General features: G+C 63.5%; 20 protein-coding genes. 8 read left to right on the plus strand and 12 right to left on the minus strand.

All coding sequences use genetic code 11. The annotated features are described in order from the left end of the window. Positions 1–23: 23 nt before the first annotated feature. On the minus strand, positions 24–818 hold the full coding sequence (locus tag IVA88_RS25270; RefSeq protein WP_247499864.1) for a MetQ/NlpA family ABC transporter substrate-binding protein: 795 nt from the start codon (positions 816–818) through the stop codon (positions 24–26). A 390-nt stretch (positions 819–1,208) separates the two neighbouring features. Here IVA88_RS25270 and IVA88_RS25275 point away from each other — a divergent pair, with 390 nt between their 5' ends. After that, a complete protein-coding gene (locus IVA88_RS25275; RefSeq protein WP_247499865.1) occupies positions 1,209–2,996 on the plus strand; it encodes a peptide ABC transporter substrate-binding protein in 1,788 nt (595 codons plus the stop codon). Between the two features lie 439 nt (positions 2,997–3,435). Here the strand turns inward: IVA88_RS25275 and IVA88_RS25285 are convergent, their stop codons facing one another. Further along, complete coding sequence (locus tag IVA88_RS25285) at positions 3,436–3,624, minus strand: hypothetical protein (RefSeq protein ID WP_247499867.1); 189 nt, start codon at positions 3,622–3,624, stop codon at positions 3,436–3,438. Positions 3,625–3,739: 115 nt separating this feature from the next. After that, on the minus strand, positions 3,740–3,934 hold the full coding sequence (locus IVA88_RS25290; RefSeq protein WP_007614011.1) for a hypothetical protein: 195 nt from the start codon (positions 3,932–3,934) through the stop codon (positions 3,740–3,742). A gap of 86 nt (positions 3,935–4,020) precedes the next feature. On the opposite strand from IVA88_RS25290, the gene IVA88_RS25295 reads away from it, so the two are divergent. Then, positions 4,021–4,536, plus strand: coding sequence for a ferritin-like domain-containing protein (locus tag IVA88_RS25295; protein WP_247499868.1), 516 nt, complete (start codon positions 4,021–4,023; stop codon positions 4,534–4,536). Positions 4,537–4,631: 95 nt separating this feature from the next. On the opposite strand, the gene IVA88_RS25300 is transcribed toward IVA88_RS25295, so the two are convergent. Both IVA88_RS25300 and treZ read right to left on the minus strand, forming a co-directional pair. Then, a complete protein-coding gene (locus tag IVA88_RS25300; protein WP_247499869.1) occupies positions 4,632–5,489 on the minus strand; it encodes an SDR family oxidoreductase in 858 nt (285 codons plus the stop codon). A gap of 63 nt (positions 5,490–5,552) precedes the next feature. Next, positions 5,553–7,382 carry a malto-oligosyltrehalose trehalohydrolase gene (gene treZ, locus IVA88_RS25305; protein WP_346657630.1) on the minus strand — a complete coding sequence of 610 codons (1,830 nt, stop codon included), beginning with the start codon at positions 7,380–7,382 and terminating at the stop codon, positions 5,553–5,555. Positions 7,383–7,694: 312 nt separating this feature from the next. Between treZ and IVA88_RS25310 the strand changes: the two genes are divergently transcribed. The 4 genes from IVA88_RS25310 (at position 7,695) to IVA88_RS25325 (ending at position 12,052) form a co-directional block, all read left to right on the plus strand. Beyond that, positions 7,695–7,976, plus strand: coding sequence for a DUF3606 domain-containing protein (locus IVA88_RS25310; RefSeq protein WP_247499873.1), 282 nt, complete (start codon positions 7,695–7,697; stop codon positions 7,974–7,976). A gap of 20 nt (positions 7,977–7,996) precedes the next feature. After that, the gene (gene glgX / locus IVA88_RS25315; RefSeq protein WP_247499874.1) at positions 7,997–10,234 is read left to right on the plus strand and encodes a glycogen debranching protein GlgX; all 2,238 of its coding nucleotides are present in this window, start codon (positions 7,997–7,999) and stop codon (positions 10,232–10,234) included. 105 nt (positions 10,235–10,339) lie between these two features. Continuing rightward, a complete protein-coding gene (locus IVA88_RS25320) occupies positions 10,340–10,633 on the plus strand; it encodes a hypothetical protein (protein WP_247499875.1) in 294 nt (97 codons plus the stop codon). Between the two features lie 147 nt (positions 10,634–10,780). Beyond that, positions 10,781–12,052, plus strand: coding sequence for a DUF892 family protein (locus IVA88_RS25325; protein ID WP_247499876.1), 1,272 nt, complete (start codon positions 10,781–10,783; stop codon positions 12,050–12,052). 3 nt (positions 12,053–12,055) lie between these two features. On the opposite strand, the gene IVA88_RS25330 is transcribed toward IVA88_RS25325, so the two are convergent. Further along, on the minus strand, positions 12,056–15,172 hold the full coding sequence (locus IVA88_RS25330; RefSeq protein ID WP_247499877.1) for a DEAD/DEAH box helicase: 3,117 nt from the start codon (positions 15,170–15,172) through the stop codon (positions 12,056–12,058). Between IVA88_RS25330 and IVA88_RS25335 the strand changes: the two genes are divergently transcribed. Continuing rightward, on the plus strand, positions 15,171–15,371 hold the full coding sequence (locus IVA88_RS25335; protein ID WP_247499878.1) for a hypothetical protein: 201 nt from the start codon (positions 15,171–15,173) through the stop codon (positions 15,369–15,371). The two genes, IVA88_RS25330 and IVA88_RS25335, sit on opposite strands and share 2 nt — an antisense overlap. Before the next feature lie 137 nt (positions 15,372–15,508). On the opposite strand, the gene IVA88_RS25340 is transcribed toward IVA88_RS25335, so the two are convergent. Then, positions 15,509–15,769 carry a hypothetical protein gene (locus tag IVA88_RS25340; protein WP_247499879.1) on the minus strand — a complete coding sequence of 87 codons (261 nt, stop codon included), beginning with the start codon at positions 15,767–15,769 and terminating at the stop codon, positions 15,509–15,511. A 121-nt stretch (positions 15,770–15,890) separates the two neighbouring features. Here IVA88_RS25340 and IVA88_RS25345 point away from each other — a divergent pair, with 121 nt between their 5' ends. After that, a complete protein-coding gene (locus IVA88_RS25345) occupies positions 15,891–16,622 on the plus strand; it encodes a DUF3750 domain-containing protein (RefSeq protein WP_247499880.1) in 732 nt (243 codons plus the stop codon). A 205-nt stretch (positions 16,623–16,827) separates the two neighbouring features. Here the strand turns inward: IVA88_RS25345 and IVA88_RS32595 are convergent, their stop codons facing one another. The 5 genes from IVA88_RS32595 to IVA88_RS25370 all read right to left on the minus strand — a co-directional run bounded on the left by IVA88_RS32595 (position 16,828) and on the right by IVA88_RS25370 (position 20,365). After that, the gene (locus tag IVA88_RS32595) at positions 16,828–17,136 is read right to left on the minus strand and encodes a DUF2934 domain-containing protein (protein ID WP_247499881.1); all 309 of its coding nucleotides are present in this window, start codon (positions 17,134–17,136) and stop codon (positions 16,828–16,830) included. Between the two features lie 246 nt (positions 17,137–17,382). After that, a complete protein-coding gene (locus tag IVA88_RS25355; protein ID WP_247499882.1) occupies positions 17,383–17,544 on the minus strand; it encodes a DUF2934 domain-containing protein in 162 nt (53 codons plus the stop codon). A gap of 344 nt (positions 17,545–17,888) precedes the next feature. Then, positions 17,889–18,545: a hypothetical protein gene (locus tag IVA88_RS25360; RefSeq protein ID WP_247499883.1), complete on the minus strand. Its 657-nt coding sequence runs from the start codon at positions 18,543–18,545 to the stop codon at positions 17,889–17,891. A 14-nt stretch (positions 18,546–18,559) separates the two neighbouring features. Further along, positions 18,560–19,054 carry a type II 3-dehydroquinate dehydratase gene (locus IVA88_RS25365; RefSeq protein WP_247499884.1) on the minus strand — a complete coding sequence of 165 codons (495 nt, stop codon included), beginning with the start codon at positions 19,052–19,054 and terminating at the stop codon, positions 18,560–18,562. A 30-nt stretch (positions 19,055–19,084) separates the two neighbouring features. Further along, positions 19,085–20,365 (minus strand): TRAP transporter large permease subunit, encoded by a 1,281-nt coding sequence (locus tag IVA88_RS25370; protein WP_247499885.1) that lies wholly within the window; start codon positions 20,363–20,365, stop codon positions 19,085–19,087. Positions 20,366–20,409 lie beyond the last annotated feature (44 nt).

Consider the following 20,409-nt stretch of genomic DNA (forward strand, 5'->3'; position numbering starts at 1 on the left):
TGGGCTCTGGCGGGGCAGACTGCCTACCAGCTCGGCAGCACCGCGCCCTTGAACTTGGTCAGGACGAAATCCTTGACCTCCGCGGCGTGGTAGCTGTCCACAAGGATCTTGACCCAGGGCTTGTCCTTGTCGGCCGTGCGGACGGCGATCAGGTTGACGTAGGGGCCCTTCGGGTCCTCGCGCAGGATCGGATCCTTGACCGGATCGAGGCCCGCCTGGGTTGCATAATTGGTGTTGATCGCGGCCGCATCGACATCGTCGAGTGCGCGCGGCGCCTGTGCCGCGTCGACCTCGATGAACTTCAGCTTCTTGGGATTCTCGGTGATATCAAGCACCGTCGGCTTGAAGCCCGTGCCGTCCTTCAGCTTGATCACGCCCTTGTCGCGCAGCAGCAGCAACACGCGACCGCCATTGGTTGGATCGTTCGGAATCGAGACCTTGCCGCCCTCGGGGATGTCGGCGAAGGCCTTGTGCTTCTTGGAATAGACGCCGATCGGGAAATTCACGGTCAGCCCGACCGCCTCGATCTTGTAGCCACGGTCGGCCTTCTGGTTGTCCAGATAAGGCTGGTTCTGGAACGAATTCGCCTGGATCTCGCCGGCATCGAGCGCGGCGTTCGGCACGACGTAATCGGAGAATTCGATGAGCTGGATGTCGAGGCCCTGCTTGGCGGCGATCGGCTTCACGGCCTCGAAGATCTGGGCGTGCGGCCCCGGCGTCACGCCGATCTTGATGGTCTCGCCTGAAGCGGCGGCCGACCAGGCGGCGAGCACGGTCGCGAGGATCAGGGTAGAAGGAAACGACATCTTGGTCTCCATACTCGGCGGCAATGACTGGAACCGTATTCGCTTCTCTGCGGGGCGAAATCAATGAAATGGAAATCCATATTGGCCGGCTAACGCGGACGACGCTTCTCCGTTCGACCTCAGGGGAGAAACGAATGCACCTGCGCAAGCGTGAGGCGCATCACGGCAAAACGACACGCATCGTTGCCCGTAGCCCGATGGAGCGACGCGCAATCCGGGGGCGCTGCCTGCGCGCCAGGACTTATGCGGTTGCGCTCCGCGCCATCCGGGCTCAAACCGCTCCTGGAACGTTCGTTATTTCGCCGCAGGGTTTTCTGACCCTGCCGGCATTGCCGCCTCGCCCTTGATGAAACATGATGGGTGTTGGCCGGCGACGACTTGTTTTGAAGTGGGGATCATCCGATGAACGAAAACGAAATCCGCAAGTCCATCGCGGAAGTGAAGCAAGGCACACTGTCGCGACGCTCGTTCATGCAGACGATGGCTGCGATGGGGATCGCAGCGCCGGTCGCGAGCCAAATCCTGGTCTGGAACGGCGTGGCAATGGCGGACGCCACCCTACAATACAAGCCGACCAAGGCCGGCGGCGGCGGCCCGCTCAAGATCCTGCTCTGGCAGGCCCCGACGCTGCTCAATCCGCATTTCGCGCTAGGCACCAAGGACCAGATCGCCTCGCGCGTCTTCTTCGAGCCGCTCGCCGGCTGGGACAGGGACGGGAACCTCGTCCCCTGCCTCGCGGCCGAGGCACCGTCCAAGCAGAACGGCGGCCTTTCGCCGGACGGCCTCAGCGTGACCTGGAAACTGAAGCAGGGTGTGAGATGGCACGACGGCAAGCCCTTCACCGCCGACGACGTCGTTTTCACTTGGCAATACGCCTCGGATCTCGCCACAGCGGCGTACACCACGGGTTCCTACAAGGACATCACGGTCGAGAAGATCGACGACCACACCGTCAGAGTAATCTTCAAGGCCCCGACCCCATTCTGGGCCGACCCCTTCGTCGGCTCGGTCGGCCCGATCCTGCCGAAACATCATTTCGGCGACTATGTCGGCGCGAAGTCGCGCGAAGCGCCCGGTAATCTGCAGCCAGTCGGCACCGGACCCTACAAATTCGTTGAGTTCAAGCCCGGTGACCTGATCCGGGCCGAACGCAATCCCGACTATCACGTCAAGAACCAGCCGCATTTCGATACGCTCGAAATCAAAGGCGGCGGCGATGCGGTGTCCGCGGCGCGCGCCGTGCTCCAGACTGGCGAATACGACTATGCTTGGAACATGCAGGTGGAGGAGGAGGTCCTCAAACGCATGGAGGCCAGCGGCAAGGGCAAGCTCGACGTGACGCCCTCCGGCAACGTCGAGTTCATCATCCTCAACACGACGGATCCGTGGACCGAGGTGGACGGCGAGCGCTCCAGCCCCAAGACCAAGCACCCGACGCTGTCCGATCCCGCCGTTCGCCGCGCGATCAACCTGCTGATCGACCGTGAGTCGATCCAAAAGTTCATTTACGGGCGCGGCGGCGTCGCCACGGCGAGCTTCGTCAACGCACCCAAACAGTTCAAGTCGACCAAGCTGAAATACGAATTCGACGTCGACAAGGCCAACAAGGTTCTCGATGAGGCCGGGTGGGTGAAGGGCACGGACGGCATCCGCGAGAAGGACGGCAAGAAGCTCAAATACGTCTTCCAGACCTCGACCAACGCCCCGCGCCAGAAGACCCAGGCCATCATCAAGCAGGCCTGCCAGAAGGCCGGGATCGAGATCGAGCTCAAGTCGGTCACCCCCTCGGTGTTCTTCTCGTCGGACGTCGGCAACCCCGACACCTACTCGAAGTTCTATGCCGACATGGAGATGTACAACACCACGCAGCCACAGCCCGACCCGGAGCGATTCCTGAACCAGTGCGTCTCCTGGGAGATCTCGAACAAGGACAACAAATGGCTGGGCCGCAACGTCTCGCGCTGGTCCGATCCGGAGGCCGACAAGGCCTACAAGGCCGCCCAGAACGAACTCGACCCGGTCAAGCGCGCCGCGCTGCTGATCAAGGTCGACGAGACCTTCTGCGAAGCCAACGTGTTCCTGCCGCTGCTGTCGCGCAACATCGTCAATGCCGGCGTTAGCAATTTGATGGTGGATATGTCCGGGTGGGATGTCACGACTTGGAATCTGGCGAGTTGGTACCGCGTCTGACGCCGGACAGGCTGAAGGCTCATCCCATATCGGCCCCGCCAGCTCAATCCCTGCCGGCAAATTGACGGTCGAGGCTTGACGCTGTGTCGGCGCTTCTCAGCCGTTTCAAGAGTTCATCCCTCTCCTTGCCTTCCGGCAAAGATTCCGCCTTTTGGCGGATTGCCCTGGTGAACTCTGCAAGTCGCTCCTGAAGACTCGTGGTTTGCTGAACGCGACGCCGCCTGAGCACGATCGACTCTCCCTGTCGTGGCACTCCACGAACGTGGTTCGTGGAGGGACGACGATAGGGATAAGCGCGGAGGTGTCTTTATCAAATGATAGAGCATCAAATGATAGAGCGCGCGACGTTCGCAGCCGGCATGTCGCGACACTTCTGTTCACGAGTGAACAGATCCGGCATGCTTTCGCGTTGAGGCAAAAGTGACCCATCGGCGTGGCATCAACCACCTGCGCAGCAATCGACCAACAGGTCCCAGATCCGCTGTACCTCACCCGTCTTGCGGGTGTCGAGCCCCTTCTCCGCGTCCGCGCCGCGCTGCGAAGAGGCTTCCACCGGAGGCGCTTCGCGAGGCACGATCCATCGCTGCGAGATCGGGTCGTACCATTTTCCGATAATCAGCTCAGTCACGCCAGTCGACTCACAATTTGATCCAAGGCGGGCGCTACAGCTCGCAGGCTCCTCCGAATCCGCTCGCCGCCCAATTGACCAATCGGCTTCTCGCGCGATCGTTCCCGCCGCGGCGTCAGCCCGGTCGAGCCGGATGAAGCGTACGGGGATGCCGCTCGTGCAGCAGCCGCGCGAGTTCTTCCCGCTCCGCGGGCCGTCCCTTCATAGCGGTCTCGAACAGCGCTTCCTGGATATCGCGAGGCATGTCGCCCCACACGTCCATCGCCGCTCGTCCGAGCAGGCCCGCAAGATGATCCGCTCCATCGCTCATTCGGCTCTCCTGATCTGGTTATGGGAGTGGAACAGTCGTGGCTTTGTAGCGTTCCAGTTCCATCATTGTGAAAGGAGACGTCGTTTATGGGTTTCTTCACCAAGGACATCAAATCGATGGAAGACCTGCTGCTGCACGGGCTGCAGGATATCTATTACGCGGAACAACAGATCCTGAAGGCGCTGCCGAAGATGATCGACAAGGCCACCAACAGGGATCTCGTCGCCGGGCTGAAGGCCCATCTGGAGGAGACCAACAAGCAGGTCGACAGGCTAGGCAAGGTGTTCGCCAAGCTCGGCAAGGAGCCCAGCGGAACACAATGTCCTGCCATCGACGGCATCATCAAGGAGGCCGACGAGACCGCCGGCGAGATCGAAGACAAGGCCGTGCTCGACGCCGCGATCGTGGCCAACGCACAGGCGGTCGAGCATTATGAAATGTGCCGCTACGGTACGCTCATCGCCTGGGCGGAGGAACTCGGGCACGACGACATCGTGCGCTTCCTCACGACCAATTTGAACGAAGAGAAGGCTGCCAATACCAAGCTGAACACGGTGGCGCTTCGCAAGGGCGTCAACGCAAAGGCGTCCACCGCCGCGTGATCGATACGGCGCCGTCCTAGAACGTGCTAATCAAGGACGTGGCGACCCGGCTCGCGGCCGCCACGTCCTCATTGCGCGCTCTCATGGCTCTTCGGTCAGATGAACGGTTTCCCACCGGTGACAGCCAGGGTCGCTCCCGATGTGTAGCTTGAGAGCGGATCGGCAAGCATGACATAGGCTGTCGCAAGCTCGGCCGGCTGGCCGGCCCGCTGCATCGGCACCTGCTTGCCAAAGTTCTTGACCTTGTCCTCCGGCATGGTCGACGGAATGAGCGGCGTCCAGATCGGACCCGGGGCGACCGCGTTGACGCGAATGCCCTTCGTCGCCAGCATCTGGGCGAGTCCTCCAGTAAAGTTCTGGATGGCGCCCTTGGTCGTGGCATAAGCCAGCAGGGTCGGATTCGGCATGTCGGAGTTCACCGACGCGGTGTTGATGATTGCCGCTCCCGGGCGCATGTGGGGGACCGCAGCCTTGGTGAGATAGAACATGGCGTGGATGTTGGTCTCGAACGTCAGCTGCCATTCCTGGTCGCTGATATCGGCGATCTCCTTGAACGTGTCCTGATGGGCCGCGTTGTTGACGAGGACGTCTATTGCGCCGAACTCTTCGACTGTGCGGGCGATGATTGCGCGGCAATGATTGGGATTGCGGACGTCGCCGGGGATCAGGACGATCTTGCGTCCCTCGCGCTCCACCAGCGCCTTGACCTCGGCGGCATCCTCGTCCTCGCTCAAATAGGATATGACGATATCGGCGCCTTCCCGGGCATAGGCGATCGCGACCGCGCGGCCAATGCCACTATCGCCTCCCGTGATGATCGCCTTCTTTCCGGCCAGGCGCCCGGCGCCCCGGTAACTCTCCTCGCCGTGATCCGGTCGGGGATTCATCGCGCGCGTCGAACCGGGCGTCGATTGCTGCTGCGCAGGATAAGGCGGCTTGGGATATTCGGTCATGAAGCGGCTCCAGGGATTTGCTCCGCTAACGGAAAGCCGTCAGAAGCGTTCCTCGCCGTCCCATCACGTCTCCTGACCGAGCCGCACGATGATCTCGCCCGGCAACAGGGCTTGCGTCTCGGCCGGGCGCAATCGCCATAGGCACTCGCCGGCAACCAGCGCCGGCAGGGGCAGCTCGCGGTCGGCGAAATTGGCGACGATCTGTAACATGTCGCCTTTCTCCGTCCGCCAACGGGCATCCAGGCCGCCCGTCCGAGGGTCCTCGCCCAGCAATCTGTATTGAGCCGAAACGAAACCCAGTTTGATCAGCGGTACGATCTTCTCGCGGCGTATCTGCAGCAATTGGGCTGTCAGGCCGCGAAACCTGACGCTGGCGGGAGAGCGCTCGATGGCGGTCCAGTCGAGCTTCGATGCCACGAAGGTTTTTTCGTCGCACGGGTCCGGAATCCTGGCGCGCATGTCGGGCGTCGAGAACGCCTTGAAGTGCGCGAACTCCCTGCGTCGCCCTTCCCGGGTCAGTTCGGCAGCTTGGCCCGACCAGTCTGCGAAGAACAGGAACGGCGTGTCGGCCCCGGCTTCCTCACCCATGAACAGCATCGGAATGTGCGGATTCAAGAGAACCAGCGCCAGGGCCTGGTCAAGTTTCTCCGGACTGACCAGCCTGGAAAGCCGCTCGCCGAGGGCGCGATTGCCGATCTGGTCGTGGTTCTGGGCGAAGAAGATGGTGGCCTCAGGCGGCAGATGCGCGCTCGGCTCGCCGCGCGGTGCGTCGTGCAGGGGAAAGACTTCGCCTTGATAGGCGAAGCCCTCGGTGAGCGATCGCGCGAGGTGTTCAAGCGGCCGGTCCGCGAAGGCGCGATAATAGCCTTCGTCTTCGCCCGTCAGCAGGACGTGGAGCGCGTTGTGAAAATCATCGCCCCATTGCGCGTCATAGAGTTTGGCTTCTCCTTGCGCACGTTCGAGCAGGTGGGCCTGATTGGCCTCGTTCTCCAGCATCAGATGCACGCGCCGGCCCGCCAACTGACTGCGCACGGTCTCGGCAAGCTCGATCAGGAAATGGCGTTCGGAATCGTCCTTCAGGGCATGGACCGCGTCGAACCGCAAGCCGTCGAACCCGTAGTCGCGCAGCCACATCAACGAGTTCTCGATCAGGAACTCGCGTACGAACGCGCCGTCTTGTCCCTCGAGATTGACGGCAGGCCCCCAGCCGGTGCTGTGGCGCGTGGTGAAGAAACTTTCCGCGTAGAGATGCAGGTAGTTCAGCTGCGGCCCGAAATGGTTATAGACGACGTCGAGATAAACCATGATGTCGAGCGCATGGGCGGCCCGTAACAGCCGCTTGAGATCCTCCGGCCTGCCGTAGCGAGCATTTGGCGCGTTCAGCAAGACGCCGTCATAGCCCCAATTGTGCCGGCCGGGGACGTCGTTGAGCGGCATCAGCTCGATCGCGGTGATGCCGAGATCGCGGAGATAAGGCAGCTTCTTCTCGAGGCCGGCATAGGTGCCTTCCTCGCTGAAGGTGCCGACATGCAGCTCGTAGATCACGGCCTCCGCCCAGGGACGGCCGGGATAGAGCACCGGGTCCCGGAACGCCGCGGTGTCGATCACCTCGCTCGGCGCGCCGACGTCGTCCGGCTGGAAGAACGAGGCGGGATCGGGGACGACCAGATCTTCGTTGATCCTGAACTGATAGCGCGTGCCGACATGCGCGGTCGGGCTCAACCATTGGTACCAGCCATCATCGTCGCCGATCATCCGCTGTGGCGGCCGGCCGGCCTCGAGCAATTCGACCGATTGCGCCGTCGGCGCCCAAAGATTGAAGCAGACCCCGTGATCGACGCGTCGATCACCGTGTTGTCGAGCTTGCCCAGCCGTTCCCAATCTGTGACCCAAAACCTAGTCGCCTTTGCCTGAATGGCTGGAAGTTTCGACATGCTTCGCTAGGCTCGATCCGACGGCCCGCCCAAGCACGCTTCAGGACGAGAGAAGCTGAGATGAAGGCATTCGTTCCTCAGACCGGCGTCACACCCGATGCGCATGCGCGTTGTGTGCACTTTTGGGCCAAGGTGCGGCGCGGGATTCCGGATTTGCGCTCCAATGGCGAAGCATTTGGCATTTCGAAGGTGGTTGGTGAAGATCCCTGTTGCAGGCAGGGAACGGAATCGCCTGAGGGACGGTTGCAATTCTTCACAGGAGTTGTTTGCCATGCGCCGCTCGAAGCCACCGCCGATCCGCAACAAACTCGACTTGGCCGACCGTACTCAGGTGCGCCTCGTCAGAAAGCGTCTCGGACTGTCCGACGCGGAGCTGACCAGTATCGTCGAGCGGATCGGCAACTCGATTGCGGCCATCAGCAAGGAGGCGGCGCTGCAAAGGGCAACCACGCTGCCCAAGCCGGACGATGTGCCTCCTGCCCCCGTGATCGCTTCGGCCGCCGTCGGCGAGCAGGCGACCGCCGAAGTGACAGCGGCTGCACCAGTTTCTTGAAGGGCTGTTCGGGGACAATGATGGATCAACCAATCCATTTCGACGACGCCCTGACGCGGGCTGCCTCGCGCCTGCGCCGCTCGCGGGTCGCCGAAGGCAAGCCATTTCCGCTCGGCGCCACCTGGGACGGGCTCGGCGTCAATTTCGCGCTGTTCTCGGCCCACGCGACCAAGGTCGAACTCTGCCTGTTCGACGACAGCGGCGAAACCGAACTGGAGCGGATCGAGCTTCCCGAATATACCGACGAAGTCTGGCACGGCTATTTGCCCTCGGCCCGCCCCGGCACCGTCTACGGCTATCGCGTCCACGGCCCCTACGAACCCGACGCGGGACACCGCTTCAATCCCAACAAGCTCGTGCTCGATCCCTACGCCAAGCAGCTGGTCGGCCGGTTGCGGTGGGGACCGGAGCTGTTTGGTTACCGGCTCAACCACTCCGACAAGGATCTCTCCTACGACGAACGCGACAGCGCGCCCTTGATGCAGAAGTGCCGCGTCATCGACCCGGCCTTCACCTGGGGCGCCGCGCGCAAGCCGGAAGTGGCGTGGGAGCGGACGATCGTCTACGAGATGCACGTCAAGGGCTTTACCCAGCAGCATCCGCTGGTGCCTGACGCAGACCGCGGCACGTTCTCGGGCCTCGCGCATTCGGAGGTCCCGGCCTATTTGCGATCGCTCGGCATCACCAGTGCGGAGCTGCTGCCGATCCATGCCTTCGTCGACGACAGCTATCTGGTCGAGAAAGGCTTGCGCAATTACTGGGGCTACAACTCGCTCGCCTTCTTCGCGCCGGAGCCGCGTTACCTCAAGACGCCGTTCGCGAACGAATTCAAAGCCATGGTCAACCAGTTTCACGCCCATGGCATCGAGGTGATCCTCGACGTCGTCTACAATCACACCGCGGAAGGAAACGAGCTCGGCCCTACCCTGTCGTTCAAGGGCATCGACAATGCGAGCTATTACCGCCTGCTGCCGGACCAGCAACGCTATTACATCAACGACACCGGCACCGGGAACACGGTGAACCTGTCTCATCCGCGCGTGCTCCAACTCGTCGCGGATTCCCTGCGCTACTGGGCGACCGAGATGCGGGTCGACGGCTTCCGTTTCGATCTCGCCACCATCCTGGCACGGGAGCCCTACGGTTTCGACGAAGGCGGCGGCTTCCTCGATGCCTGCCGCCAGGACCCCGTGCTCTCCAGCGTCAAGCTGATCGCCGAGCCCTGGGACATCGGCCCGGGCGGCTATCAGGTCGGCCAGTTTCCGCCGGGATGGGCGGAGTGGAACGACAAGTTCAGGGACACCGTGCGCGCCTTCTGGAAGGGCGACGAGGGATCGATCGCGGACTTTGCCAAGCGCGTCTCTGGATCCGGCGATCTCTTCAACAAGCGCGGACGCCGGCCATGGGCCAGCGTCAACTTCGTCACCGCCCATGACGGTTTCAATCTCAATGATCTGGTCTCGTACAACGACAAGCACAACGAAGCCAATGGCGAGGACAATCGCGACGGCCACAGCAACAATCACTCCTGGAACTGCGGCGCCGAGGGACCGACGGACGATCCGGAAATCACGGCGTTGCGCGAGCGCCAGAAGCGCAATCTGCTGGCCACCATGCTGTTGTCTCACGGCACGCCCATGCTGCTTGCCGGCGACGAATTCGGACACACCCAGTACGGCAACAACAACGCGTACGCCCAGGACAACGAGACCACATGGCTGGACTGGCTCCGCATCACCGCGAACGGCCGGAGCCTTCGCGAGTTTGCGCGCAAGCTGATCGCCACGCGCAAGGCGTTTCCGATCCTCTATCGCAGCCGCTTCCTGGTCGGCTCCCACAACGAAGAGCTGGACGTGAAGGACGTGACGTGGCTCGCGCCGTCCGGAGAGGAGATGACGACGGAGCAGTGGCAGGACGGCAACGCCAAATGTTTCGGTTTGCTGCTCGACGGCCGCGCCCAGGAGACCGGGATCAAGCGCCGCGGCTCGGACGCAACCATGCTGCTGATCTACAACGCCCATTATGACGTCGTGAATTTCACCTTGCCCGCCGTCGCCGAGGGACGCAGCTGGCTCGGCTTGATCGACACCAATCAACCGGAGGGGCAGATGCCCGCGTTCGACTTCGGGCACGCTTATGCGATGACCGGACACTCCCTCGTGGTGTTCGGTCTCGCCACCGAGACGATCGCCACGCGCCGCCTGCGGCAAGGTCTCGGAGCGCTGCTGGACGTCGTGGAAGCGCCGCTGCCGGGATAGTTCGCGATGATGCGCTGAGAGCCTAGCTTTGAGTTGACGACAACAAGGAACGCACGCAGGTCGCCGGCGTTCGAGTAGATGGGGCATCAGTCGGAGAACACCGAGATGAAGTTCACAGGTGCCGTTATCCTGGCTGCCCTCGTGCTGCCTGGAGCAGCTTTGGCGCAGGCCAGCAAACCTGACGTTTCGTCCGCGCCGAGCGCGCAGAATTCGGGAGCCGGCATTGCCGGACAGCCCGGCAACAAGAACGGTCCGGCCGCCAAGCCCGGTGAAACCGTCGGATCGAGTTCGACGAACGCCTCCGGCAACACCGCCGTGCAATCGCAGGACCCGGCGAATATTCAGGGCGCACCGGGCAATAAGAGCGGGCCGCCCGCCAAGCGTCCGGACCAACGCTGAGCGGACACGCACGCAGTCCTGCCGGACGACATTAGATGATCTGCGCAGGCCATGCTTGGCGCAGATCATCTCGTTAGGAACAAACCATTAGCGCGGCCTGTTCGACACGCATCTTCCTCCTCATTCCTCCAAACCGAGAGTCCCGCCATGTATCACCACGTCAAGAAGCTGATGTTCACCGTCCGCGTCGATGAGCCGGATCCTCGCTTTGGCAACATGCTGCTGGAGCAGTTCGGCGGCGCTAATGGCGAACTCGCGGCCGCGATGCAGTACTCGATACAGGGGTTGAACTGCGAGGATCCCGATCGCAAGGACCTCCTGATGGACATCGGCACCGAAGAGCTCAGCCACCTGGAAGTGGTCGGGACACTGGCGCGGATGCACCTCAAGCCGTCGAAGTTCGACCGCCAGGCGGCCGAAGCCGATCCCCTCATCGCGATCGCCGGCGGCGGCGGGGTCAATCTCTTCAACTCCCAGGGAAATGCCTGGACCGCCGACTACCTCAAGATCACCGGCGAGCTCGACGTCGATCTGCGCAGCAACATCGCCGCCGAGGCGCGGGCCAAGATCGTCTATGAGCGGCTGATCAATTTCTGCGACGACGCCGGCAGCAAGGACGCGCTGCAATTCCTGATGACCCGCGAGATCACGCACATGAAGGCGTTCGCTCTCGCGCTCGAGAGCATGAGCAAGCCGGCGTTCAGCGTCGGACGCATCGCCCCGACGCCCGGCCTGGTCGACCAGTTCTTCAACGATTCCACCGGCACCGGCGACCATGGCGAGATCGACACGCGTGGCCCCTGGAACGAGGGCGGCGACTGGGTCTTCACAGAGTCGCCGGCGATCCAGGCAGGCGAACCGGGGCCGGCCACAGCCATCGTCACGGAGAGTTCGCCGCCGGCGGACGAAGCGGGTCTCGGCGATCTGCTCATCAACGAGCTGCGCGACATCCTGCATGCCGAGAAGCAATTGACCAAGGCTCTTCCCAAGATGGCCGAGGCCGCCCGTTTCGACCAACTGCGCGAGCTGTTCGAGCAGCACCTGGCGGAGACGGAAGCGCAGGTCGAGCGCATCAACGAATGCTTCGAGATGCTCGGCAAATCCGCCCGCGCCAAGCCCTGCAAGGGCATGATGGGCCTCGTCGAGGAAGGCCAGGAGATCATGGCCGAGGGCGAGGACAAGGAGGACGCCGCGGCCGATCTCGCTCTGATCGGCGCGGCACAGCGCGTCGAGCATTACGAGATCGCGGGCTACACCACGGCGCGCAACCTCGCCCAGCAGCTTCGGCACAGTGCCATCGTCAGCCTCTTGTCGAAATCGCTCGCCGAGGAGGAGAACGCCGATCAGCTCCTCAACCAGGTCGCCCGCTCGCTGATGTCGGTGGCGAAAATGCCGGCAGCGGTCGAGCAGACCGAATGATCGCTAGGCGTCCAGCAGGTCGAGGAACTCCTCGACCCGGCTGAACGGATCCGCGTCACGGCGGCCGGCGTAAACGACGCGGTCGCCGTCCCGCTGCAGCGATCGCGCCTCGGATTTTGCCCTGAATTTCCGCAGCCGCCCCGGCAGGAATGTCGCGGCGACGGCCTCGGGCCCGACATCGAGCCGGACGATGCCGCGCCGCTTGCAGTCGATCCGGAGCCTGGCGGATGCGAAGAAGTCGCGCGCCTCCGGCGGCAGCCTGCCGAACCGACGCGAGATCTCCTCCTCCAGATCTTCCAGATCGTCGTCGCTTCGGCACCTGGCAGCACGCCCGTAGATTTCAAGTCGGACCGCCTCGGATTGCACATAGCCTTCGGGCAGCATGTCGGCCAGCGGCATGTTGAGATCGGGCACCCACAGATCGGCGCCGGTGTCGCTGGTGCGCTCGGAGGCGCGCTTGAGAAGGTGACTGTAGAGCACGGGTCCGAACACCTGGACGTGCCCAGACTGCTGCTCCGAGAACAGATCACCGGCGCCCCTGAGGTCGAGGTCGCGCTCGCTGATCGCAAAGCCGGCACCCGGCTTGCTGAACTCCTCCAGCACCGCGAGACGCTTCTCGGACTGCTCCGAGGTCGATTCCGTCAGCAGATGGGCAAACGCGCGCGTGCCGCCGCGTCCGACCCGACCTCTGAGCTGATGCAGCTGCGCAAGTCCGAATTTTTCCGGCCAGCACACCACGATGGTGTTGGCGCGCGGAATATCGAGGCCGCTTTCCACAATGTTGGTCGCCAGCAGCACATCCGCCTCGCCATCGACGAAACTCATCATGCGGTCGTCGATCTCGTCCACGGGCAATCTGCCGTGAAGGCAGACGATGCGCAGCTCCGGCGCGACCGATTGCACACGGGCCAGCATCGGTTCCAGATCCTGGATGCGCGGACAGATCAGGAAGCTCTGACCGTGCCGCCTGCGCTCACGCAGCAGCGCTGCGGCAATGGCAGCGTCGGACAGCGGCGCGATCCTGGTCACGATGGGAAGGCGATGAACCGGCGGCGAAGCGATCACGCTGAGATCCCTGAATCCTGCAAGACCCGCCGCGAGCGTGCGCGGGATCGGCGTGGCGCTCATCCACAGCGAATGGGCCCCCTTGGCGAGACCCGAAAGCTTCGCTTTCTCCGCCGCCCCGAAATGCTGCTCTTCGTCGATGATGACGAGGCCGAGGTCGGCGAACTTCACGTCCTTTGCCGCAAGAGCCTGCGTGCCGACCACGACTTTCAGCGTGCCGCGCCGCAGCCCCTCCTTGGTCTCTCGCGTCTCCGGGCCTGAACTGGCCCGCGACAGGCTTCCCACCTCGATCCCGAGGGGGCCGAACCGTTTGCGGAAGGTTTCGACATGCTGCCGCGCCAGGACGGTCGTCGGCGCCGCGATCGCCACCTGCTTGCCGGACAGCGCCGCCGCGGCCGCCGCCCGCAGCGCGACCTCGGTCTTGCCGAAACCGACGTCACCGCAGATCACCCTGTCCATGGGATGGCCCGACGCCAGATCGTCGAGCACGTCCTGGATCGCCTGGGCCTGGTCGACGGTCGTGAAATAGGGGAAGCGCGCCACGAATTTCTCGTAAGCAGGCCCCGGCGGCACCAATTTGGGTGCACGGCGGCGGCGACGCTGGCTGATGTGTTTGGCGAGCGCCTTGGCGGCCATCTGGATTTCCGCTTCCGCCGCGGTGCGCCGCGCCCACCAGCTGCTGCCGTCCGCCTTGTCCAGCGTCAGCTTGCCGGGCTCGCCGGCATAGGGCCAGATCACCGCAAGATCGGCCGGCGGAACGAGCACGGCATTGTCGCCCGCGAATTTGAGCCTGATCATCTCGCGTCGCGATCCCCTGCCCATGTCGAGGGTCTGCAAGCCGTCGAGCACGGCGAGCCCGCGTTGCAGATGGACGATGGCGGCGCCCTTTTCCGGCACGTCGGGATGGTCGAAAGCCGGATTCCAGGCGCGCGCCATGGGCTGGGGATGATGGGCCCGGCTGCCGAGCACGTCGGACGCGGTCACGACGACGAGCGGCTTGCGGCCGGCGGCAATGAACCCCGCGTCGAAATCGGCCAGCAGCGCGGCTTCGCGGCTCCGTCCCTTCGTCACCTCGCTCCAATCGGCCAGGCGATCCGCCTTGATGCCGCTCATGCGCTCCATCGCGCGAAGGTCGTCCTCGACGGCCGCGACAAACAGCAGCCGCGATCCGCCGCGCTGCATGTCGGCGATGAAGGCGCGAAGCGCCTTGCGCGGCGAGGCCAGCTTCGAGAACTCCGGCGTCGAGAGGAAGGCGGCCTTGCGCGGCAGCACGCTGATGCGCTTCTTCAGCTGCTTCCAGTCCGCCTGCCCCATATACTCACGCGCCGCATCCCTGCGGCCTGCGGCGTCCTCGATCGTACCCAGCCAGCTTTCGGCGTGGGCCGACACCCCGGCATCCGCGATCCATCGCGCGCCGCTGCAATAATCCGGCAGCGTCGCCCGCTGTCCACGCGTAGCTCCCAGCGCGACCCGCTCCGACATGGGGTCGATGATCAATTCCCTGGTCTCGTAGACGACCTCGTGCTCGATCGGATCGACCGCGACGATCTTGCGGATCGTGTCGCCGGAATGCTCGATCCGGAATGGAGCGAGCGCACCGGCGGGAAATACTTCGAACGTCTTGCCGTGGAACAGGACGCCGCCGGGATACTCCGCCTCTTCGTCGAGATCGTAGCCGAGAGCTTCCAGCCGCGTCTCCAGCTCGGGCTCGGAATAGGCCGCGCCCACCTTCAGCGTCAGGCTCGATCGCGACCAGCTCGCTGGCAGCGGCAGCCGTTCCATGATGGCTTCCGCGGTCGACACCAGGAAGACGGGCTTCTTTGCCTTGGCGAGACGTCGCAGCACCGAGCTGCGCCGGCCCGCGATCTCGCGGGATGGCTCGAGGCCGTCGAAGGGCAGCGTGTTCAGGCGCGGAAACACCAGCACCTCGACGGAGGGATCGAGGGCGTGGATCACGCCGCCCAGCCGCTCCGCCCTGCTCTCGTCGTCGCAGAGAAACACGAGGCCGTCGTGCCCGGACTTCTCCCACTGCTCCAGCAGATGCAGCGCCAGCATGCCGAGCGGCGATGAGGACGCGACCGCGGAACGCGAGGGGCTCTGGTTCGCGTGCTTGCTCTTGGAGCTCGTGCGTCTCGAGACGCGGCTTTTTGAGCTCCTGGTTGTTGAGCTCTTGCTTTTTGTCTTTATCGCGCCGGTCGTGGCCCGGGCTTTCCTGGTGGGCGCCAATGTGTATCCAACTTTGTTTCGCAAATAGAGACGAGCGACGACGAGCCCTGCCGTCGAGCTCCGTCGATAACGCGCCTCGGGCCTGAGCGCCCAATGACGTCATTACAATTTTGCAATTGCGATGAAAAGCAGAGACACGGGGCCAAGGCAAGCGCCCTGAACGGGCTATTGCAGGACCTTCGGCAGCACCACGACCACGTCCACGCTCTGCGCGAGGATATGCGTTGCGACCACCGCAAGCTGGTGCGAGAACTCGTCCTCGATCTCGGCCGCGCAGTCTTCGTTGCAGGCGATGGCAAACAGCAGATTGCCGTCGATCTCGTCAAACCGGATGCCGGCGAAGAGGCGATCGAAAATCTCGGCGCCCGCGATGTACGCGATTCGCGCCTGGATGGCCTGGTCCTCGACGAGTGACAACTTCCTCATGAACGCAACATATGGCCGCAGCACCCGAATGCAAGAGCAGGACAGCGCTGGCGCGGCGTGCCCCGCGAACTATATTGGTGGCATCATCCCGCCCGATCACCGTTCGCCCTTGAGAAAATTCTTGATCCTGTTCCTGCTGCTGATCTTCCTGCCGCTCGGCGTGTCGGCCGGCCGCTATTATCTGCGCGGCGACGGCCGCGGCAATTGGCAGACGGCGGATCGCTCCAGCGCCGGCCTGCTGCCGCCCGCGTCCAGCAATCCGGACGCGCTGATCCGCGTGTTCGCCGCGCGCACGGTGCGCTGGCGGAGCATTTTTGCCGTCCACACCTGGATCGTCGTCAAGGACAAGGGCGCCGCCACCTACAGCCGCTACGACTACACGGCGTGGGGCGACCCGATTCGCAGCAACGGCTTTGCGCCCGACGGCCGCTGGTTCGGCGCCCTGCCTGAAACGGTCGTCGCGGTCGACGGCGCGCGGGCTGAAGCGTTGATTCCGAAGATCCGTGACGTCATCGAGAATTACAGGTTCCGCGCCTATGGCGACTACAGCGCATGGCCGGGACCGAATTCCAACACTTTCGTGCAGGCGGCGCTGGACGCCGTTCCCGAGCTGCGCGCCGTGCTGCCACCGACCGCGATCGGCAAGGACTTTCCCTACAGCGGACGCTGGGCCGGCATCACGGCCTCCGGCACCGGGCTCTACGCCTCGCTGTCGGGCTATCTCGGCATGACCATCGGCTGGGTCGAGGGAGTCGAGATCAATTTCCTCGGCGCGGTGCTCGGCCTCGATATCCGCCGCCCGGCGCTGAAGCTTCCTGGCATTGGCCGCCTGGGTGTCGCCGCCGGCGCGTAGCGACATTGTCCTTCCAATGTGTGCTTCAGATCACAGCGGAATTGTGCGCCTTGGCCTAGGATGAACTTGCATGGCCGCAAACAAGGTAACGGCGGTACGCACGAGGCTGGAGAGACCACCAACAGCTACGGACTGTTGAAGCCGCTGGGGTGAAGAACTCGGCGGCTTTTTCTCCGCGTATCGCTTCGCTTCTATCGTCTTTCTTCTATTGCTTCTCTTGGGGATCGGACAGCCTCCGCTGCTCGCGTTCTTCTTCGATCTGCCGTTCCGCTTCGAGCCAGAACTCCACGTCGCGATCGGCCGGGCGACCGGCCTCCTCCCAGAGTTCATAGGCGCGCGCGCGCACCTTGCCGCGCCGCATCATGCGAAGCAGCTTTTGCTTCAGCTCCTCCGCGAAGCTCCTGAATCGCTGGACCGTGCTTTCGTCTTTGACAAGCGAAGCCGCTCGCGTTGCGAGTTCGATCTGGTGCTCTATCTTTTGCTGCTCGTCCACCGCAAATACCGCCGTCGCCACGGGCCTGCGTCGCAGCCCGTGCTGCCCAAAACCTCAATTCCCGCTGGAAGGCTCTGTTCCGCCCTCAATGCCACGTCGTGTCCGCTTCGACGATCACCACTCTTGTTTCGGGATCTTCCGTGGTGTTGCAGGTGCAGGGCATGCCCTCACCGCAGCGGCAGCCGCCCAATTTCTCACTCCAGGCGCGGAGCGGATGGTTTTCGCAGACCCATCCCAGACCGTAGCAGAATGGGCATCTCTTGTCGGTCACAGCGTATCCGGCGTCCGCATGGGGTTCGACTTGTCCTCGTTGCGCAACTCCTGCTCGGCCGCCTGCCAGAATTCTTGCTCGCGACCTTCCGGCTTGCCGGCTTGCTCCCACAAGCGGTGCGCGCGTTCTCTGATGTCCTGCTCGGTCGGCTCGGCCATGGCATCTCCTGGCGATGAGCACGGCCCCACCTTGGGGGGTATGGGGGCTTGGAGGCGGGGCCGTGCAGGCCAGCAATCGGCGGCGACGCTGGCCCGCTGAGTCAAGCCTCGATGGTGCGCAAGAGTTCCTATGTCGCAGGGCGATCACGCCAGTTCGAACGAAGCGTAGTCGTTCAAAATGCCGGTGACGTGTCCGGCGCGGACCGCTTAGATCTGGGCAACGATGCTGCCGCATTCGTGGCGGCCGGACATCGGCCGGCCGAGAACGGTGGCATAGTCGAGCGCCCGGCTGTAGGCGAAATCCTCGATATGCACGATCAACGCGGCGAGCGAGAACGCTGCGATCAGCTGAAATCCGCGATGCGGGCGTCGAGCGCAAACATGCTTTGATAAACTTCCGGCTCGCTCGCCCCGGCCATGACGTCGGGCGCAATTTCCGCGGCGTTCCGCAAGGCCGCTTGCAGCGAGGCGATGTCGAGCGCCTCGATCAGCAAAAGCCCCGCGAAAAAGCCCTCGTTCTTCCGCATGCCCTTCTCAGCGGTCCGCACCGATGTCCGCGCCTCGTCGGTCGCGCCGATCTGCATGGCGGCAATCCCGTCGCACGCAACGAGCGCCCGAGCCAAACCTTGGGGATCTCTCGGCAACGTCTCGATCCGCAGCGCCACGATCGATGCGCCCTCGCCCCGGCCTTCCCGCGCGATCATGACACCGCCGCCCCGCATGAAATTGCCGAGCTTCGGCATGATGCGCTGTGACCACGGCGTCGGTGCGTTGAGGCGCGCCAGATAGGCCTCGCCGTCGAGGACCTCCGGCGTTTCCAGCTCATAGAGAATGAAGAAGCGGTCGATGTCGTCCCTTGCCGCACGGAATATACGCGATGCCAGGAAGCCCTTCGTCGTCACGCGCTCGGTCGTGTGCTCACGCGTCAGCCAGTGCCGGTAGTCGGTCAGGTCGTGAGCCTCGACGTCGCTCCAGATCGCGAGAAATCCCGTGCCGCGCATTCCGCCCTCCATGCCTACGCTTTGCCGCCGGCCGCAAGCCCGCGCAGAGCCGGCGCAATGGTCTCGGGCAATTCCCCCAGCCGTTGGACGGCCGCGAGCATCGCGGCGAGATAGCCATATGGACCCAGGCCGCAAATGACCGCCGTGCAGGCACTCGAGGTGATCGAGTGGCGGTGCAGTTCGTCCCGCGCGTGAATGTTCGAGATATGCACCTCGATCTTCACGCCCTCGAATATCTTCAGCGCGTCGATCAGCGCGATCGAGGTGAATGAATAGGCTGCGGGATTCATGATGATGGCATCCGTGGTGCCATGGGCGGACTGGATCAGGCCGACGAGTTCGCCCTCCATGTTCGATTGATGGAACGACACCGAAACACCGAGCTGATCGGCCATCGCCCGGCAGCTCGCCTCGATCTGCTTCAGCGTCGTCGAGCCGTAGATGTGGGGCTCGCGGATGCCGAGGAAATTGAGATTGGGTCCGTTGAGGATCATGATCCTTGCGGCCATTTTCGCTTCCTTCGTTTGTTGCCGACGCGTCTAGCCGGCGAACCATTTGGCAGGGACTGTTACGAGCCCCGGGAACAGAACCATCAGTAACAGGACCACGAGCTGCGCGATCAAGAAGGGCCAGACGCCCTTGATGATGTCCTCCATGCTGATCCTGGAAACACCGCAAACCACATTGAGCACGATACCGACCGGCGGCGTGATCAGGCCGATCGCATTATTGATGATGAAGAGGACGCCAAAGTAAACGGGATCGATGCCCGCCGCCTTGACGATCGGCATCAGGATCGGCGTGAGGATGAGGATGGTCGGCGTCATGTCGAGCGCCGTTCCCACGATCACCACCACGACCATGATCGCCAGCATCAGGAGCGTGTTGTTGCCCATGAAAGGCTTCAGCAGGGTGACGATCTGTGCCGAAATCTCGGACACCGTAATCAGCCAGGACGACACCAGAGCTGCGGCCACCAGAAACATCACGATGCTCGTCGTCAGGCCCGAGGAGACGAACACCTCGTAAAGCTGCGACAGCTTCAATTCCCGATAGATGCAGGTCGCAACCAACAGGGAATAGACGGCGACGACCACCGCGGCTTCCGTCGGCGTGAAGATGCCGAAGCGCAGGCCGACCACGATGATGACCGGCAGCATCAGCGCCCAGAAGCCGTCGACCACCGCTTTCACCATTTCCGAGAACGATGCTCTCGGCGGGGGCGTCAGGTTCTCCTGGCGCACCACCCACCACCAGGCCAGGCAGAGTCCTGCCCCGAGCAACAGCCCGGGGACGATCCCGGCCAGAAACAGTTTTGAGATCGACACGCCCGCGGCAACACCGAAGATGACGAACCCGATGCTGGGCGGAATGACGGGCGCGATGATGCCGCCGGCCGCCACCAGACCCGCCGCATAGGACTTCTTGTGGCCCGCCGCCACCATCATCGGCACCAGCAAGGCGGCCAGCGCCGCGGCATCGGCCGCCGCAGAGCCCGAAAGCGACGCCAAGATGCAGGACGCGAGGATCGTGACATAACCAAGTCCGCCGCGAAAATGACCGACTGCGACGAGCGCAACGTTGACGATTCGCTTGGCGAGACCGCCCTTGTTCATGACTTCGCCGGCCAGCATGAAGAAGGGAATGGCCATCAGCGGAAAGCTGTCCGCGCCGTTGATGACGTTCTGCGCCACGATCTGGGCGTCGAACATGTCGATCGTGCTCATCAGGGCCACGCCGCAGACGATCAGCGCAAAGGCGATCGGCATGCCCAGCGCCATGGCGCCGAGCAGCGAGAAGGTGAACACGGCAATCGTCATGGCGTGATCCCGGTGATTTTCAGGATGTGAGCGCCGGGCGCCAC

This window comes from Bradyrhizobium sp. 149 (assembly GCF_023073915.1).
Classification (GTDB): Bacteria; Pseudomonadota; Alphaproteobacteria; order Rhizobiales; family Xanthobacteraceae; genus Bradyrhizobium.

Bases quoted from the DNA above. Each gene is read 5' to 3' on its own strand.
- IVA88_RS25355 (WP_247499882.1), bottom strand. From the start codon at position 17,544: ATGGCCGAGCCGACCGAGCAGGACATCAGAGAACGCGCGCACCGCTTG.
- IVA88_RS25295 (WP_247499868.1), top strand. From the start codon at position 4,021: ATGGGTTTCTTCACCAAGGACATCAAATCGATGGAAGACCTGCTGCTG.
- IVA88_RS25330 (WP_247499877.1), bottom strand. From the start codon at position 15,172: ATGCTGGCGCTGCATCTGCTGGAGCAGTGGGAGAAGTCCGGGCACGAC.
- IVA88_RS25335 (WP_247499878.1), top strand. From the start codon at position 15,171: ATGCCGAGCGGCGATGAGGACGCGACCGCGGAACGCGAGGGGCTCTGG.
- IVA88_RS25370 (WP_247499885.1), bottom strand. From the start codon at position 20,365: ATGACGATTGCCGTGTTCACCTTCTCGCTGCTCGGCGCCATGGCGCTG.
- IVA88_RS25290 (WP_007614011.1), bottom strand. From the start codon at position 3,934: ATGAGCGATGGAGCGGATCATCTTGCGGGCCTGCTCGGACGAGCGGCG.
- IVA88_RS25365 (WP_247499884.1), bottom strand. From the start codon at position 19,054: ATGGCCGCAAGGATCATGATCCTCAACGGACCCAATCTCAATTTCCTC.
- IVA88_RS25325 (WP_247499876.1), top strand. From the start codon at position 10,781: ATGTATCACCACGTCAAGAAGCTGATGTTCACCGTCCGCGTCGATGAG.
- IVA88_RS25275 (WP_247499865.1), top strand. From the start codon at position 1,209: ATGAACGAAAACGAAATCCGCAAGTCCATCGCGGAAGTGAAGCAAGGC.
- IVA88_RS25310 (WP_247499873.1), top strand. From the start codon at position 7,695: ATGCGCCGCTCGAAGCCACCGCCGATCCGCAACAAACTCGACTTGGCC.
- IVA88_RS25340 (WP_247499879.1), bottom strand. From the start codon at position 15,769: ATGAGGAAGTTGTCACTCGTCGAGGACCAGGCCATCCAGGCGCGAATC.
- IVA88_RS25300 (WP_247499869.1), bottom strand. From the start codon at position 5,489: ATGACCGAATATCCCAAGCCGCCTTATCCTGCGCAGCAGCAATCGACG.
- IVA88_RS25360 (WP_247499883.1), bottom strand. From the start codon at position 18,545: ATGCGCGGCACGGGATTTCTCGCGATCTGGAGCGACGTCGAGGCTCAC.
- glgX (WP_247499874.1), top strand. From the start codon at position 7,997: ATGGATCAACCAATCCATTTCGACGACGCCCTGACGCGGGCTGCCTCG.
- IVA88_RS25270 (WP_247499864.1), bottom strand. From the start codon at position 818: ATGGAGACCAAGATGTCGTTTCCTTCTACCCTGATCCTCGCGACCGTG.
- IVA88_RS25320 (WP_247499875.1), top strand. From the start codon at position 10,340: ATGAAGTTCACAGGTGCCGTTATCCTGGCTGCCCTCGTGCTGCCTGGA.